General features: G+C 39.2%; 13 protein-coding genes. 4 read left to right on the top strand and 9 right to left on the bottom strand.

Annotated elements, in window-relative coordinates:
• Position 1: 1 nt before the first annotated feature.
• The 3 genes from AACZ73_RS20065 to AACZ73_RS20055 form a co-directional block, all read right to left on the bottom strand.
• Positions 2-3223: a SusC/RagA family TonB-linked outer membrane protein gene (locus AACZ73_RS20065; protein ID WP_339880622.1), complete on the bottom strand. Its 3222-nt coding sequence runs from the start codon at positions 3221-3223 to the stop codon at positions 2-4.
• 112 nt (positions 3224-3335) lie between these two features.
• Complete coding sequence (locus tag AACZ73_RS20060; protein ID WP_339880621.1) at positions 3336-4043, bottom strand: DUF2064 domain-containing protein; 708 nt, start codon at positions 4041-4043, stop codon at positions 3336-3338.
• An 83-nt stretch (positions 4044-4126) separates the two neighbouring features.
• Positions 4127-5179, bottom strand: coding sequence for a nucleoside hydrolase (locus AACZ73_RS20055; protein ID WP_339880620.1), 1053 nt, complete (start codon positions 5177-5179; stop codon positions 4127-4129).
• Between the two features lie 372 nt (positions 5180-5551).
• Between AACZ73_RS20055 and AACZ73_RS20050 the strand changes: the two genes are divergently transcribed.
• Positions 5552-6463, top strand: coding sequence for an NAD(P)-dependent oxidoreductase (locus AACZ73_RS20050; protein WP_339880619.1), 912 nt, complete (start codon positions 5552-5554; stop codon positions 6461-6463).
• 227 nt (positions 6464-6690) lie between these two features.
• Here the strand turns inward: AACZ73_RS20050 and AACZ73_RS20045 are convergent, their stop codons facing one another.
• Positions 6691-7410: a hypothetical protein gene (locus AACZ73_RS20045; RefSeq protein ID WP_339880618.1), complete on the bottom strand. Its 720-nt coding sequence runs from the start codon at positions 7408-7410 to the stop codon at positions 6691-6693.
• Between the two features lie 280 nt (positions 7411-7690).
• Positions 7691-7879: a hypothetical protein gene (locus tag AACZ73_RS20040; RefSeq protein WP_339880617.1), complete on the bottom strand. Its 189-nt coding sequence runs from the start codon at positions 7877-7879 to the stop codon at positions 7691-7693.
• A gap of 171 nt (positions 7880-8050) precedes the next feature.
• On the opposite strand from AACZ73_RS20040, the gene AACZ73_RS20035 reads away from it, so the two are divergent.
• Positions 8051-8305, top strand: a complete 255-nt coding sequence (locus tag AACZ73_RS20035) for a hypothetical protein (protein WP_339880616.1) — start codon at positions 8051-8053, stop codon at positions 8303-8305.
• Between the two features lie 171 nt (positions 8306-8476).
• Here AACZ73_RS20035 and AACZ73_RS20030 read toward each other — a convergent pair whose 3' ends face one another.
• On the bottom strand, positions 8477-11629 hold the full coding sequence (locus tag AACZ73_RS20030; protein WP_339880615.1) for a DUF3427 domain-containing protein: 3153 nt from the start codon (positions 11627-11629) through the stop codon (positions 8477-8479).
• A gap of 163 nt (positions 11630-11792) precedes the next feature.
• Here AACZ73_RS20030 and AACZ73_RS20025 point away from each other — a divergent pair, with 163 nt between their 5' ends.
• Both AACZ73_RS20025 and AACZ73_RS20020 read left to right on the top strand, forming a co-directional pair.
• On the top strand, positions 11793-12743 hold the full coding sequence (locus AACZ73_RS20025) for an HNH endonuclease (RefSeq protein WP_339880614.1): 951 nt from the start codon (positions 11793-11795) through the stop codon (positions 12741-12743).
• 180 nt (positions 12744-12923) lie between these two features.
• On the top strand, positions 12924-13904 hold the full coding sequence (locus tag AACZ73_RS20020) for an HNH endonuclease signature motif containing protein (protein WP_339880613.1): 981 nt from the start codon (positions 12924-12926) through the stop codon (positions 13902-13904).
• Between the two features lie 21 nt (positions 13905-13925).
• On the opposite strand, the gene AACZ73_RS20015 is transcribed toward AACZ73_RS20020, so the two are convergent.
• From AACZ73_RS20015 to AACZ73_RS20005, 3 genes are read right to left on the bottom strand one after another with little or no spacing between them, the layout of a single operon-like run.
• Complete coding sequence (locus AACZ73_RS20015) at positions 13926-14606, bottom strand: hypothetical protein (RefSeq protein ID WP_339880612.1); 681 nt, start codon at positions 14604-14606, stop codon at positions 13926-13928.
• A 13-nt stretch (positions 14607-14619) separates the two neighbouring features.
• Complete coding sequence (locus tag AACZ73_RS20010; protein ID WP_339880611.1) at positions 14620-15498, bottom strand: HNH endonuclease; 879 nt, start codon at positions 15496-15498, stop codon at positions 14620-14622.
• Positions 15498-16049, bottom strand: a complete 552-nt coding sequence (locus AACZ73_RS20005) for a hypothetical protein (RefSeq protein WP_339880610.1) — start codon at positions 16047-16049, stop codon at positions 15498-15500. The genes AACZ73_RS20010 and AACZ73_RS20005 overlap by 1 nt, the downstream gene beginning before the upstream one ends.
• Positions 16050-16055 lie beyond the last annotated feature (6 nt).

Here is a 16055-nt window from a genome sequence, read left to right as displayed (position 1 = left end):
ATTAAAATTCTGTTTTGATACTGAAACCAAAGCTTCTGGTGGAAGGGTAGGACATGTCTTCCACCCCATAGATAATATTTCTGCCCTGCAATGCATTTAATTCAGGATCAAAGTGCGGATTCTCCGTAAAGAGTAAGAGGTTACTACCTACAAAGCCAGCCCGTACTTTTTGGAATCCAATCTGGGAAATCAAGGATACAGGTAAGTCATAATAAATACTCAACTGCCTTAATTTTAGATAGGAAGCATCGTATAAGGCACTCGCCTCATTTCCCCGGTCATAGAAGTTGTTATAGAAGGTACTGGCAGGAACGGAGGTGGTGTTGGTTACATACTGGGGGTTTTCTGCTGTGCCCACATTCATAACACCTGCACCGATCACCCCATCTTCTCTTCCTTGCAATGTTTCCTCCAATACACCTGAAGTGCTTCCCAAAGCTTTTGTTCGGGAGACAATGGTGCCCCCATGTCTCCAGTCAAATACAAAACCTAATTCAATTCCCCTATACCTAAACTGGTTGGTCAATCCCATAAAAAAGTCAGGATTATAGTTTCCCAATAACCTGAGTGTGCCGTCCTGTATAGGAAGGCCATTGGTGCCATAGATGATCTGACCTTCAAATTCCTGAAAACCGGATCCATACATATCACCAATTCTGCCACCTTTTCTTGCAATATAGAATACCGAATTAGAGCCTCCTGAGCCTGCGAATACGCTCGCTTCACCGGTTACATATTGATTCACTCCCTCAGGTAATTCGGTGACTTCAGAAATATATTTGGTGAAATTCACCCCCATATTCCAACTGAAGTTTTCCTGCTCCACCAGCAGCCCTTTCAGACTTGCCTCCAGACCTCGGGTTCTTACTTCTCCTCCGTTTTCTATGATATTGCTAAAGCCGGAAGAAGTGGAAATAGGTCTTCCGATAATCTGGTTGATACTGGTATTCTGATAGATCGTCAGGTCTCCCACTATACGCTGATCGAAGAAGCCAATCTGTAATCCTGCTTCCAAAGCATTTAGACGCTCCGGTCTTAGGTCAGGATTGTTCAGCACGGTCCCGTTAGTCACTCGGGTAAAGGCTCCATAATTTTGGTTAAACTGGAAGCTGTTATTGAGCTGATAGGGATCAGTGTCATTTCCCACGCTGGCAACATTAAGCCGGATCAGGGAGCTGGAAATGACTTTCGGAAGTGTAATGTGCTCCGAAAAGGCATAGCTCAAGCCGCCGGAATAATAGGCAAAGGAATTGTTCCCTTCGGGCAAAGTGCTGCTCCAATCATTTCTTAAAGTCAAATCAAGAAACAAAGCGGAATTAAGACTGATATTTCCAAAGGCGTAAACAGAGTTGATGCGCTTTTCAAAAATCTGGCTGCTCCCTCTCAGAGGAACCCGGGAGTTTTCCAACGTATAAATTCCCGGAAGTGCGAGCTGATAAGCTTCGGTATAGGAATAATTGATTTTTTGATCCAGTCTATTAGCACCTGCAGATAGGGAATAGGTAATCTTGGAATTCACCGCATCTGTGTAAGTAACTAAAACATCGGAATTTTGCTCGGTAAACTTCACCTGATCTTCCCTGTATCCTCCATATATCCTCCTGTTGGTACTAAAAGCTCTTTTAAACTTGCGCAAATCACTGTAGGTATCCAGACCTGATCTCACCCGCAGGCTTAGCTTGTCTGTGATATCATAGGTCAATGCCAGATTTCCCAAAAGCCTGTTTTTATTGAAGCTGTTGGTGTTTTCAAATAAAGTTAGGTAGGGGTTGGTAAGCCAGAGGTAGTTGAAATCATAATGCTGTATTCCTTCCTGACCGGCCTGCCAGTAGTCCCTTAAGGAAGCAATGTTGGTCTGCCTGCCTGTCCAGTTGAATCCGTATTGCACGTTTTCATACCCATAACCAAGATTGGGGCGGTTGTCACTTCTGGAATTGACGTAGTTGGTAAAAAGATCTATCCGGAATTTTTCGACCAATTGTTGGTTGAGACTAAGTGCAATGCCATCCCGCTTCAAATCTGTATTGGGAAGAATTCCCTCATTTCTCAAATTGCTGTACGATACCCTTGCCCCGCCTTTTTCATTGCCGGCATTAATGGAAAAGTTATTTTGTGAAGTAACTCCTGTCCTGTAGAAGTCTCGGACATTGTCAGGATTGGAAACCCAGGGAGTGGGAGTGATAAGGGTGAAAGAACCATCAGGGTTTGTTCTGCTGATCACATCACCTGCTCTAACAGGATTTCCATTGATGTCCACTGAGGGAGAGTCAAACTGTGGTATCAATTGACCCTGATCCAACTTTGGTCCATAGCTGGAAATACCCCCATCATTGGTACCAGCACCGATCCCATTCTGAAAGGCATACTGTCCGTTGGAACCTCCGCCATATACATTCTGATAATCAGGAAGTGTAAGTAACCCATCAAATGTCACCATACTGCTGGTGGTAACTCCGATTCCAGCCTTTTTCTTGCCTTTTTTTGTGGTGATTAAGATTACGCCGTTTGCTGCCCTGGCACCATAAAGCGCCGCGGATCCCGGACCTTTCAAGACAGTAAGCGATTCTATATCATCCGGATTGATGTCTGCAGCACCATTTCCAAAATCAACCTCCTGGATATTTGCCCCGTCATTGAACAAATCAGAAGTGATCTGCTCATTGCTGATCGGAACCCCATCCACCACCACAAGTGCCTGGTTGTTTCCGGAAATGGAATTTTCCCCTCGGATAATAATTCTTGCCGAGGAGCCAACTCCGGAGGAACCATTGGTAACCTGCACCCCGGCTACTTGTCCGGACAGGGAATTGATAAGGTTGGTCTGCGGTACATCACTGAGTTCCCGAGTGCCTATACTGGTCACAGCCGAAGAGAGTGATTGCTTTTCACGGGTAACTCCCAACGCGGTAACCACAAATTCTTCCAGGTTTTCCGTGGATTCTTCCAGAATAATTGTGCTGTTGAAGCTGCCGTTTTTTATTTCTACTGTTGCGGTCTCAAAGCCGATAAAGCTGACTCTCAGCGTAAGGTTATTTGAAGCGGAAGTCAGACTGAACCTTCCTGCTGCATCAGAGATGGTTACATGATCCGTTCCAGATTCAGCGACAGTTGCACCGGGAATGGGTAGACCATTTTGGTCTTTGATACTTCCCTCATACACATGGCTCTGAGCTTGCGCGAGCAGGGCGGTAAAAAGAAGTAATGCGGTATAGATGTATTTCATGAATGTTTGATCAAAATATTCCCCAGTTGAATAGCTGGGCGACTAAATAAATTCATGCGCTAGCCTTCAATATCAGGGTATCGAGTATTGGTTTTGTGGAATTAAGAAAGTACTATAAAAGGGTAGGAGGAGCTCTTAGAGGATTATCTTTTGAAATTATAAGGTCCTCAAAAAATTGCTTTTGTTCTTTAGCAAATGTGTTTATGGATAGGAGTAGCCGAACTATAAAGCGGTAAAAATCTCCTGACTTGAGCTTCTTTATATAGTCATAAAAAGAGGTAAAGTCATCAATATCGATCAGGTATTCCAATTGGGCTACCTGCGCATTTTGTCCATGCCGGAACTGCAAGTGTGATTTCAGAGCCTGGTGAAGCCCTTCACTGTTCCAGGGCAGGTTAGCAAATGAAGCCTTGTCAAAAGTAGTAGCCGAGAGGGCAATAAGGTAGTTTCCCCCGTCTTCTGCCGGACCTAAAACTGAGGATGAGTAAAGCAATTCGCTCTGCGCCTGTAAAATGTGGGAAGCGCTTAAGCCAGGAATATCGTTGCCGATTGATATTATCTGTCCGTAGCCTTGCTTAAATAATTCCTCGAAAGCGTTGGAATACTTTTCCCCAAAACTTCTGCCTTGCTGCTTATGATCAAAAATCCAGAATGTTTCCAGTCCACTTTCCGCAGCTATTCTTTTCGTATTGTCCTGAAGTTTTTCAAACAGCTCCAGAGACTTCTGAAAATGCACCGAGCCAAAAACAGCCTTTTGACCTGCCTGGATTCTCGGGCATATGGCATAGACCATCAGAGCTGTTTTGGATAGTGACTTCATTAAGCAGTAGAGCAAGGCTGTTAAACCTCGTAGAATTAAATATGTTTAGTAAGCAGTTAAGATCTGGGACATAAATTCCTTATCTATTTGATAAAACTGTTGATCAATTTCTCGTGATAATCCGGCACGATTTGATAGCAGTACTTCACAGGATATCCTTCACCTTCATCACAAATCAAATACTGCTTAAAGGTTTCTTTCTCATTTCCTGGGATAGTATCATCGATATGGATTTCCAGTCTTGCATTAAGCTGTTCGGATATAATATCCTCAGGTGCGATCATATAGTGGCTGGCCAATACATCAAAAGGATTAAACCCATCCGCGCCTTGACTCACCCATTGTGCTAGCCATGGACGGGAATTCTCAGCAAGCCATTTCGACCCTTTATCCCCTTTGGACAAGGCATCCAGATCCTCATTTTTCATCCATACAAGGTTGGAAATTTCAAACGGACATAAAGTCACCGGCACGTCATTTTCAAACATAAGTCGAAAAGCATTGTTGTCCAGATCAAAATTCAGATCTTTTGCACGGCTGCCCTGCGTGCCTATGGCGAAGTAATCTGTGTGTTTTCTTCTTCCTGCTACCAACACCACTTCCTCTATCTGGCTACTGAGTTCCGGATAAAGCAAAAGTAGAAGACCTACATTCGTCGCTGGCCCTACAGCCATAATGCGCAACTTTTGGGTTTTGAGAGCCGAAGCGAGTGCTTCTACAGCCTCATTTGTCTTAACTTCATTTAGGTTGATGGCTTCTCCCGCACCTTTGTACACCGGAATCTTACCGTTTGCAAATTCTTCATTCATGTATTGGGAGATCCGGTAAGCATCATCGATGCGGGTATTGCCGAATACTGCGCTGATACCAACGATTTCTACCTTATCTGATTTCATCAATTGCAATACCGCATAGCCATCGTCCACATCCGAATATCCCGGACGGGTGTATCTTTTCATACCCACGGCAAGATCTGTATCTATCCAAATGGGCGTTTTAGCAGTTGAAATGATGTTATTTGGTGCTGAGGTAGTGTTTCTTTCGCTTTCACCTGAGTTGTTTTCGGTGAAGGGAGAACTGATAAAATTAAAAGTCAAATAAGTTAAAACGGTTAAGAAACTTAGAAGTAAACGCATAGAAAATAAATAAGGGTGAGGTCAGTAGAAACTCTAATATCGCTTTATTCTAAGTACGGATTTAGATTCCGAACGGATTATCTCTCTCACTGGAAAATAACTAACTGTCTGCTAGAGGACAAAAAAACCAGATAGGCCCTTCCGAAATTCTTATTAGGAATTAAAATTGTCCTTAAAACAGAATTTTCAATTAGGTTAAAAACCTTATGCTTCCCCTCTAATGATAGTATAGGGAAGGTGGCTGATAGAAGAAAAGGAATTGAAAGAAAAGTGGTTACCATTGGTTTTTACCGACAATTCCTATATTCTCATGTCCCTGGTTAAATTGCAGTTTCAAATGTTGAATCTGTTCAATAATCACAAAGACAAATTATGACCAAGCAAAGAGTATTCTTTACCGGAGGATCAGGAAAAGCAGGAAAACACGTCATTCCCTACCTCTTGGAGCAGGGACATCAAGGGATGAATGTGGATCTTAAACCTTTGGATCACCCCGGGGTAGATAACCTTATCGCTGATATCACCGATTCAGGACAGATGTTCAATGCCATGAGTTCCTACGCTAATCTTGGCGAACTGGAGCCCGGAAATGGTGTTCCAAAGTTTGATGCTGTCGTACACTTTGCTGCAGTGCCCAGAATCCTCATCAATCCAGACAATGAAACCTTCCGGGTGAATACCATCGGCACATACAATGTAATTGAGGCTGCGGTGAAATTGGGGATCAAAAAGGTGATTATCGCTTCTTCAGAAACCACCTATGGCTTTTGCTTTTCCGATGGGAAAACCGACCCCGACTTCCTGCCCTTGGAGGAAGACTACGATGTGAATCCCATGGACAGCTATGGCATGTCCAAAATAGTCAATGAGAAGACTGCCAGAAGCTTTCAACGCAGATCGGGAATTGATTTATACGCACTTCGCATAGGTAATGTGATTGAGCCCCATGAATACACAGAGTTGTTTCCCCATTATTTCAAGCATCCGGAAGTACGTCGCAGAAATGCCTTCAACTACATAGATGCACGGGATCTGGGTCAGATTGTAGATTTATGCTTGAAAAAAGACGGCTTGGGTTATGAGGTATTCAACGCAGCTAACGACCAAAACGGCGCTATTATTCCCAGTAAGGAATTGGCCAGTCGCTTCTTTCCGGGCGTTCCTCTTAGGCGGGAACTTGGGGAGCATGAAGCTCTGTATTCCAACCGAAAAATCCGTGAGGTCCTAGGCTTCAAGGAGCAGCATCCTTGGCAGAGGTATTTGGACTGGGAGCAAAAAGGATAAAAATTATCAATAGGAATGGGGCATTTGCCCATTCCTATTGGTATTCAATTAATATGTATATCCGCAATTGCACCAATAAAAGGTAAAAAGGGACTTAAAGTAAGGTAAACACTAGCACTGCTGGGACATCGGTCACCCGTCATCGGTCTTCGAGCCTGATAAGCAAAGCAAAAGAGGTCATTGGTATCATTGCGGATAATCAGATCAATTAATTTCTGAATAAAGCATTAGCCCATAGCACTGATAGATTTTTGGGTGACAAACTCTGAGTCATATAATTTAAGACTAATCATAGGTTTTGCGCTTACCCTTAACGCAGTCCTACATCCACTTTTGTCCAATAAATGCATCAGTGTTTTTTCATAATGATTGGTATTCGCACTCCAGGAATCCTCTTCCTCTTTATTTATTTCCATAAAATCAAAGTAGTCAATCAGTCGGAACCGGATTATTCGGTTTACCCATTCAAAATCCTTGTTTTGGATATTTCCTAGAATGACTTTGATCCCCATGGATTTTGCCCAAATAGCACTGAAGACCAAAGGATCAGAAAAAAGATTTTTAGGAGTATGATATAGGGCGCTTCTTCGTAACTCTATGGTATCGAAATAACTGTCATTTTTTATGGTAAAATGTTCCACCATTTCGAAGAAACTATAGTTACAAGAGGACTTTTTACCCTGGGTTTCAAAATCCGCTTCAAAGGTTAAAATCATATCAAATCGCTTTCCAAGGAAAGGAATCAACCAGTCATACCAAAGTTTTCCCTCAGCATCATGGAAATTCTTGCAATTTATTCCAACCCTGATTCTCTGGATCTCCTGAGACTTTAAACTGGCAACTTTTTCTATGATCTTTTCTTTATCATGAAGAGGGAGCCATAGGACACCTTCGGAAGGAGTATTTCTTTTAAGACAATCAGTGGAATTTATTGAACGGCTAATCATTGTTAGGTGAATTTGAATCTTTATGATGGATGAAATCCCAGAAACAAATGATCAGCCATGAATCTATTCCTGATTATCTAGTTGAAATAGAGCTAATTAAATTTTATCGAATAAAAACGGGATTTTTAAAACAGTAAATATTGCCCCATAATGAGTAATTGGGCACTTTAAAAATGAGTTGCTAAATCGACAGAAATGCGGCTTAAGTGCAGACTTATTGAGTAATATACCATCGATAATTGTTACATCAAGTAGCAGTAATTTACAGGCAGGATATTTTTCAACAGATAGGGTCCCGAACAAATTCTTCTGAGACTTTGAGCATTATACCAACAATGGCAACTTCTTCCCATTCATGGCATTTTCTTTCCAACTTAAACACATGTGCTTCAAGTAATGGCAAAAATTGTGGCTTGGCGCAGTCTTCATATTTTACTGCATAATCGTACTCATATAGTCCGCTATGCACTCAAAACGATGCTAAAAATCCTTTAGGAACAAAGCTCTAATCTTGAGTAATTGATTAAAACGTTTATCGGATTGAATTTTGCGCATTCTATTTTTTCCAAGTGAATCGAATATTCATTTTTATTATTCAACCAATTTTTGATAAATACTATAGATACCTAATAAAAAGACAATGAGCAACTACCTAAAATCCATTCCCAACGCATTGAGTATTCTTTTTGCATTCCTATTAATCCCAGGAATTTCCTATTCCCAGATACCAGAGAATACCCCACAACCAACAGGTCCAGTTGATCTATCCAGTACTAGCGATGTGGTTATTTTTATAGTTATTCCAGTTGTTATCCTTATCATATACCTGATTTTTAGAAAAAGATTAGGGAAAGTCAGGAAGGAAAAAAGTGAGAGAATAATAAAGGATAAGTAGACCAATATTAATTCAGCTATAGTTCCTACTTTCTTTTAGTTACAATTCACAAATGAACTTTCGCCAAACCAGCCGTATTTAGTTATTTGATTTTCATTAAATAGGAATATGGCTTTAGTCAATTCCTAATTGATAACTACAAACCCAACCTGGCTTTAGCCAAACTGTAGATTACACCATCGATAGCTTCGCCGATGCCTGGTAAAGAAATGGGGGAATGGGTTCGTTCAGTTCCCAATTAATACTCATCGGCTTCGAACCATAATGATCCTGAAGATTTCCTTCTCCTATAAACACATAACCCATTGTGTTTTTATATTGGTTTTGCTTTTCCTCACGGACAAAAAGTAAGATTCTCTTGCCGCTAGCTTTATGCTGAATATAACTCAGTCCTTTACCTGAATCTGGACGGGCTGAATTTTGAGACTGCCAGTGAAATAAGGTTTCATTTAAAGCGTAGTCCTCATACATGGTCGTGGGAGAGTAGTGCTCATCAGATTTATTCAGATCAATAAATAAAAGCTCTGTATTGAGTTCGCTATTATCAGCTACTCCTTCTCGATTAGAGGATTTAGATTCAAAAGTATCGAACCCGAATGCCGCCAATATTTGATCTCTCGTGTATCTGCTATGGACCTTCAATGGCTGTTCATAAGGAAGATTAATTTCCAACTCCATAAAACCAATTTGATCCATTCTGATCTCTAAGACCTCAATCATTTCTTTTACCAGCCCTTGGTTCTTCCCAATTGCCTTAATACTTGCTTCCAAAGAATTGAAACCTCCAGCATTCTGCCAAAAATCATAGTGAAGCATCAGGCACATGCTTTTTTCAATTTCTGACAGATCATCGATCACAACTTGAAAGTTCTTCTTAGCTAGCCCAAGGATAAACTTAAAATAGGAATAGGATTCTGTAGAAAGCCATTTCTTACCAACACAGCTTTGCCATTGTTTTTCATTGGTTGAATCAGGTGTAGAGGCTACCCCAGCTTCAAAAGTTAGCTGTTGCCATACCCCTCGTTTATAGATTATCTCCAAAGGATATTGATAAAGCTGTATAAAGTTTTTGAGCGTCAGTGGCAGGTCAGATTGGTGTTGGAAGTTTCTAATCTTCTGGATCAACTGATTCCGATTTGGACTGATTGAAGCCTTGATATTTTTCAAGATTGTTTCTCTAGCTTGCTTTTCTAGAATGATTGAACATCCCAAGGGAACATGTTGGAAATTATGCTCTAATTCACTTTTGATGGAGGTGTTTGTCTTTCCAATCATCGCCCGAAACTTCCCTTCAAAGTCATATTCCGATCTTGCATTTCCCACGAAATCCAACACAGTCAAACAGTCCTTCCCATCAGCTAATCGAAGTCCTCTTCCTAGCTGCTGCAAGAATACTGTTAAACTCTCCGTAGGTCTTAAAAATAGCACCGTATCAATCTCTGGGATATCAACCCCTTCATTGAAAATATCCACTACAAACAAATAATTGATCTCCTTTTTCCTAAGTCTATTTCTGATTTCCTTCCGGTTTTCAGTTCTACTGCTCACCAGAAAATCTGCTTTTAATCCGGCCAAATGGAATTTTTCAGCCATAAACTGTGCATGTTCTTGGGTGACACAAAACCCTAAAGCTCTCACTTCTTGTACATCTGTCACATACTTATCCAGTGATCCAATGATATTCCCAACTCGCTGATCATTACTAGTGTATAGGTTACTGAGTTCAGAAGGCATGTACCTACCTTTTGACCAGGAAACATTGGATAGGTCAACAGTATCTGAAATCCCGAAATAATTAAATGGGCAAAGTAGTTTCTGGTTAAGTGCCTCCGGAAGCCTGATCTCAGCAGCAATATGATCACAAAAGTCTTCCAAAATATCAGCCCCATCCATTCGCTCAGGAGTAGCAGTAAGTCCTAACAATATCTGAGGTTTAAACTTATGAAGAATAGGGCGGTAGCTGTTGGCAGCAATGTGATGCACCTCATCTACAATAATGAAATCAAAATAGCCGGCTGATAATTCTAAACCCTCTAATCTATTATTCAGAGTTTGAACCGATGCAAAGACCTGTTTATATTGTGTAGGCTCTTCACCATCTACCCAGAGTTCACCGAAATTATTGTCCTTTAAAACACCTCGAAATGCACCCATAGCTTGCTGTAGAATTTCCTTTCTATGAGCCACAAATAGTAGTTTGGCAGCTGGATTTTTCTGATAAAATCGTTTGAAATCAAAAGCAGAAATTATCGTCTTACCTGTTCCAGTAGCAGCTACTAACAAATTTCTAAACCTACCATGAACTGAACGTTCCACTTCCAACTTTTCAAGTATTTCTTCTTGGAAGGTATAAGGCTTTAAGTCAAAATATCCTAGATTCATTTCAATACCTTCTCCACCTCCAAATCGACCTTCTTTAAGCGCCACTTTCAATTTTTCAGAGTGCCGAGTATGATCGTATGTTTCAAAATCTTTGCTATTCCAGTAGGTGTCAAAGGTATGCTGGGCCGTTTCTATCACCTGAGGTATTTCCTTATTGCTAAGCTTCACATTCCACTCTAAGCCTTTGGTCAACGCAGATTTTGAAAGATTGGAAGATCCTATATAGGCAGTATGAAAACCCGTATTTCTATAGAATAGATACGCCTTGACGTGTACCCGCTCATTTTTGGTATTGTAGGAAACCTTGACTTCTGTATTGGGAAGATTAGCTAGAAATTCCACGCTTTTAGCATCTGTGGCACCCACATAGGTGGTGGTAATTAATCGAAGCTTTCCACTTTTTTTAGTAAACTCTTCCAATTGCGGCATCAGAAGTCTCAGTCCTTCCCACTTGATAAAAGACACCAAAAAATCTATGCGATCCGAGGAACTGATTTCTTTTTGTAATTCCCCGTCCATTTGGAGTTTCTTGGGGCCACCGCCTCCGGTGATCAGTGAACTGAAGATCAGCCTTGATTCTGGAGTGATGCTTTTAAGAAACAATTGGAAGTCTGAAACTCCAAGGTCTAGTTTTGAATAGATAGCAGTCAGAAAACTAGTATTCAGGGCTAGTAGATCTTGCTCAAAATCCTCTTCATCTAGTTCTTCTTTAATTAAGAAGATTAGTTTGTTTACCAATTCAATCTGCTTCAATACTGCATCATTACCCGATAGATAGGAAAGCGCCCTTTTGAGCACTACCGAGAAATACTGCGTCAGCACATCCTTGGCTTCAGCTTTATCGATGGGTTTTTGATCTACAAAAAATACCTCTTGATCCAACTCATCAAGCTTTGATTGCACGAGTTTGGATATCAAGGATTCATAAATTCCTTCTTGCATATTGAAAAAGTTAGCTGGGTGAAGTCTGTTGTGTTTCTTGAAATAGACTAATTCTTTCGATTTAAGCAAAAGGTAGGCTTGCTTTCGTACTATTTCTTTCACCTATACCTGACTTGTGAAATCGTAAATTCTAGTTAGTTTGGTATTCGAAGAAATTTAATTCATGAATCTAGAGAGATTTTTAAGTGCACTGACCAAACTCAGAAGAGGCTCAACTCCCTATGGTCTTGCGCCTCATAAGCCCATATTGTTGTTAACACTTTTAGATTTATTGGATAGGGGATACACTCATGAAAACAGGTTTTATATCGATGATGTCTTAGTTTCAACCTTTCATGAAAACTGGGATTTACTTGCGTCAGATGGGTTTGTTGAAGATTTCACACTTCCATTCTATCACCTACAGAATGATAAAATAGATAGTGCTGCTTTTTGGTATTTGAAGACAATTCCTGGATTCCAGATAACCAAGCATATTAAAAGCATCCAAACACTCTCAGAATTAGTGGAATATGCCTGCTTTTCTGATGTAATTTTTCTGATGTTGACTCATAAGGAAAATAGAGATGCTGTTAGAAGAGTGCTAGTCAACACTTACTTCCCTGCTTCAGCCAAACATTATTTTAGCGCAAATAGAAAGCAAGGAAAATACTTGAAAGAAGTACAGCAATACGTCCTCAATGAAGTACCCAAAGTAATGCGCCTGCAAGTTGCAGAGGAAGAAATGGTCTATGTGCGAAATTGTACTTTTAAAAAGATGGTGCCCAAAATCTATCAAAGTACCTGTGCTATTTCAGGAATGAAAGTGAGTACTATCAATGGAAGATTTCTGATTGATGCTTGCCATATTGTTCCTTTTAGTAGTACTCAAGATGATCGTGTCAGCAACGGAATTGCCCTTTGTCCTAATCTGCATCGAGCATTTGATAACGGACTCGTTTCTGTTGATCAAGACTATAGGGTTCTAGTATCAGAGCATTTAATAGAAGACCAATCACATCCTTATGGACTGTCAATTCTAAAGGGTAAGAGAATTATTCTACCAGAAGAAACCCACCTTTGGCCTAGTCAAGAGAACTTGGAGATGCATAGGCAGGAAAGGTTTTTGAGATAAGTGAATATAATACCTGTCATCTATTGTCTGAATTGATTAAACGATGACTTATTAATTGAAATTAATTTTTCTCAAAACCTTAAATTATCCTTTGAATTTTAATTAGTGATTATGTAAGGGAGAAATTTGATTTCTTATTTCGCAAATCGACTTTTTCACTTTTTAAAGAAGGATATTATTATGATAGAGGTAAATGATTTTAAGAAACAAATTGTTAGTTTTTATAAAGGTGAAAAATATTCTGTCAGAGATAATGGCAGTGTGTTGCGTCATTCACGTGAGAATAAGCCAATTCGTAAAATAGATAACCTGTGGACCTTTGGGAAGAAAAATAGCTATGGGTATTTGGTAATATCATCAGAAGCGATTCATAGAATTGTAGCTTATTCATTTCTAGGAGAGCCAATTGGTAATCAAAACGTAGTTGATCATATTGATACCAACCGTCAAAATAATCGTCCTGAAAATCTAAGATGGTTAACCAGATTGGAGAATATTTTGAATAACCCTATCACATTAAAAAAGATAGTTTTCTATTGTGGTAGCATTGATGCTTTTCTTGAAAACCCTTCCATATTAGGACAATATGTAAATAGGGAAAGGAATTTTGATTGGATGAGAACAGTTACCCCAGAGGAAGCTCGAGCATCCTGGAATCGTTTAAGTAAGTGGGCTGAAAGCGAGAGTTTTGCCCCGTCTTCGAATGGTTTTGGGGAAAAGATTTTTAGTGTCAATAAAGGATCTCTTTTAATTCAGGTTAATACTGGACTTGTACATTCTGAAACGCCAAATGCAATGCAAAAGAATTGGAAAACACCATCCAAATTTCCGCTGTGTCCAAAAGAGTATACTGGAAATTCAATTGAAACATATGCTGCAAATCTGAAGATTGGCAAAGTGTTTTCAATTAATCAATACTCAAATTCAATTATTGAAGATTATGCTATTTCTAATGACAAAAATACTTTGTGGATTAGATGTAGGAGTAGTGAAGAATATGCAATAAAACCATGGACATTGGCGCAGGTAACCTTCGAAAATGAGTTATATGTACATGAAAGCTTAGGTAGCTTTTTTCAAAATGAAGGTTCACAAAAGCAATTTGTACTAGTTCAAGGATTAGAATGGACCGGCGGAGAAACTTTTGATGAGTTTACTTAAGGTGAGACTAATCTTAGCTGATTAACAATTAGCTTCAATTTCTTCATCCTCCATATCACTCTTACATCTAATTAAGCAAGTATTAGAACCATCCTCAGCATTCTGTTTAAACTCTACTCTAATCTGTGGACTTCCATAGAGGTGATTTATCGTCAATCCTAGATTTTCGATCCATTCTAAAAAACTTAGTCTTAAATAATCGTTGGAATCTGATTTATGTCCTTGACCTTGTTTTATAATCTCGGTTAAATGAGCTGGAATAGCGATGGCGTTATTTCCGAAATAGTAAAAATGGGTGGACAATAATACATTAATACCTCCTAAATCAGTTTCTCTATTTCCTAAATTATGGACACTTGGTCTTAGTTTACCATCATTATTCGACCCATAGTCGTAAATACAATCACCCACTTTTTCCACATAATTTGAGGAGTACACATTAGGAATCTTACCCACTAATTCTTTTCGGCAAAATTCATCATATTCTTTAATAGTCATTTTATCAGTGACTTTCATTGCATATACAAGCTTACCGGAATAATCAATCCCTTGAACATTTTTTGATCCAACTCCAACCACCCAATCACCGACATTTGCTACCCTTCTAATAACTGGTTTACAGATTGCCAACGTGCAAATTTCAAAATAAGGATTTGGAGCAGCTCCATCATCTATTGGGATGCAATAACTAAATAAGCGCATAGTATTCTCACTTTTAATGTTTATTAAAATGATTTTCGTTATGCTTTTCCAAGTATTTTTTATTCCCCAGACTTAAAGAATTAATTACTTCCTTCCCAGTCACCCCAATCTTCTTATAATCTTCCCATGTAATCTGGTCAGAAAGCAGAATCTTACCCGAATTCTCAAAACTGATCAAATGACGATCAAACAATGCATCATAAGTAGGAGAGAGCAATATTCCATTATCTACATCAAGCCTTTGCTCGTCAGATGCATCTTTCCACGGGACAATATGGGACGCAATCAAAATCTTCGGATCACTAAATTGAGTTACAGCACATTGGTAATTCCATCTGTGAATAATTCCTTTTCTATAGGCACCCTGTCCAACTCGTGAGGTAACCAATCCCTCTCTTTCGGTTGAATTTGGTAAAATGATTTCATATTTATCTCGTGGGGTATCAGCTGCAAAATCCAGCTGCATTTGTTCTGGTCGAATTAAAGGTCTTGCACCAATTCTATTAAAAAAGAATTTGATTCCAATTCTCAAATCCCCATTTCGATCTGAGGTTTCAAAAAAGTCTGCATCATTGATTTCCAACTCTGATTCAAATCGAACATACCCTCTATTGACATATTCGAATAAGAAAACTCTTTTTCCTTGATTTCTATGTTCCATTAAGGCAAGATTTCCTTTAGTGAATTTCATATCGCCTACCTGCCCTTCTCCAGTATAGGAATAAACTGTATCGTTCATCCACTGGTCTTTATACCCATGCTGACTTCCTTGAGAACCAGAAAAAATAAATATATAGGGTTGTTGAGCAGATGAACTTATCCCATGCTGTCTACTTCCTCCATATTGGTCATGTATATCTGATCTTTTATATATCTTGTTTGAAATGAACATTAGGTATTCAAAAATCTAAAAATCCTTTTAAAATTCCCTCTTTCAACTCTCTTTAATAGCTTTTTATTGAGTTCATCTATCCCTAATTCAGCCTTCATTTTTATTATTAACTCCTCAAGTTTTACGGTCTGGAATGCAATATAGGAGTCTAAATCTTCAATAGGATTTTGACTGTTTCTTGTGTCAATTTCCCCATATAAACTATTGAGGTATTGGATAATTTCATCGATTAATTCTTCCTTGAAAAAGATAGATTTCAACCCAATTTCATTGTGAATTTGCTCGATTTCATCATCTACTTTATTTCCCAATTCGTTTATTTTGAGTTCATTGATGAAAGACTTGTTTTCTAAAATTAATCTTTCTGCTTCTTCCCTAATATCATATAATACTTTTAAGAGCTTAAAAAACTCACCTATTACATCAGAATAAGCGTCCAGCTTTTTAAGATAAACTTGATTTTGGAGATCAATATTTCTTCCTCTCAAATATGCTAATGCCGAAAAAACTAGTGCTATAATTGAAATGCCTTCAGTAAAAATACTTTCCATATTAAT

This window comes from uncultured Algoriphagus sp., from assembly GCF_963974835.1.
Lineage (GTDB): Bacteria > Bacteroidota > Bacteroidia > Cytophagales > Cyclobacteriaceae > Algoriphagus.
Note: the sequence above shows the minus strand (reverse complement) of the source record. Positions and strands in the feature narration are given on the sequence as shown.

What these genes read in the sequence shown, in the direction of transcription:
- AACZ73_RS20045 (WP_339880618.1), bottom strand. Translation starts at nt 7,410, where the DNA reads ATGATTAGCCGTTCAATAAATTCCACTGATTGTCTTAAAAGAAATACT.
- AACZ73_RS20050 (WP_339880619.1), top strand. Translation starts at nt 5,552, where the DNA reads ATGACCAAGCAAAGAGTATTCTTTACCGGAGGATCAGGAAAAGCAGGA.
- AACZ73_RS20030 (WP_339880615.1), bottom strand. Translation starts at nt 11,629, where the DNA reads ATGCAAGAAGGAATTTATGAATCCTTGATATCCAAACTCGTGCAATCA.
- AACZ73_RS20025 (WP_339880614.1), top strand. Translation starts at nt 11,793, where the DNA reads ATGAATCTAGAGAGATTTTTAAGTGCACTGACCAAACTCAGAAGAGGC.
- AACZ73_RS20060 (WP_339880621.1), bottom strand. Translation starts at nt 4,043, where the DNA reads ATGAAGTCACTATCCAAAACAGCTCTGATGGTCTATGCCATATGCCCG.
- AACZ73_RS20010 (WP_339880611.1), bottom strand. Translation starts at nt 15,498, where the DNA reads ATGTTCATTTCAAACAAGATATATAAAAGATCAGATATACATGACCAA.
- AACZ73_RS20005 (WP_339880610.1), bottom strand. Translation starts at nt 16,049, where the DNA reads ATGGAAAGTATTTTTACTGAAGGCATTTCAATTATAGCACTAGTTTTT.
- AACZ73_RS20065 (WP_339880622.1), bottom strand. Translation starts at nt 3,223, where the DNA reads ATGAAATACATCTATACCGCATTACTTCTTTTTACCGCCCTGCTCGCG.
- AACZ73_RS20055 (WP_339880620.1), bottom strand. Translation starts at nt 5,179, where the DNA reads ATGCGTTTACTTCTAAGTTTCTTAACCGTTTTAACTTATTTGACTTTT.
- AACZ73_RS20035 (WP_339880616.1), top strand. Translation starts at nt 8,051, where the DNA reads ATGAGCAACTACCTAAAATCCATTCCCAACGCATTGAGTATTCTTTTT.
- AACZ73_RS20015 (WP_339880612.1), bottom strand. Translation starts at nt 14,606, where the DNA reads ATGCGCTTATTTAGTTATTGCATCCCAATAGATGATGGAGCTGCTCCA.
- AACZ73_RS20020 (WP_339880613.1), top strand. Translation starts at nt 12,924, where the DNA reads ATGATAGAGGTAAATGATTTTAAGAAACAAATTGTTAGTTTTTATAAA.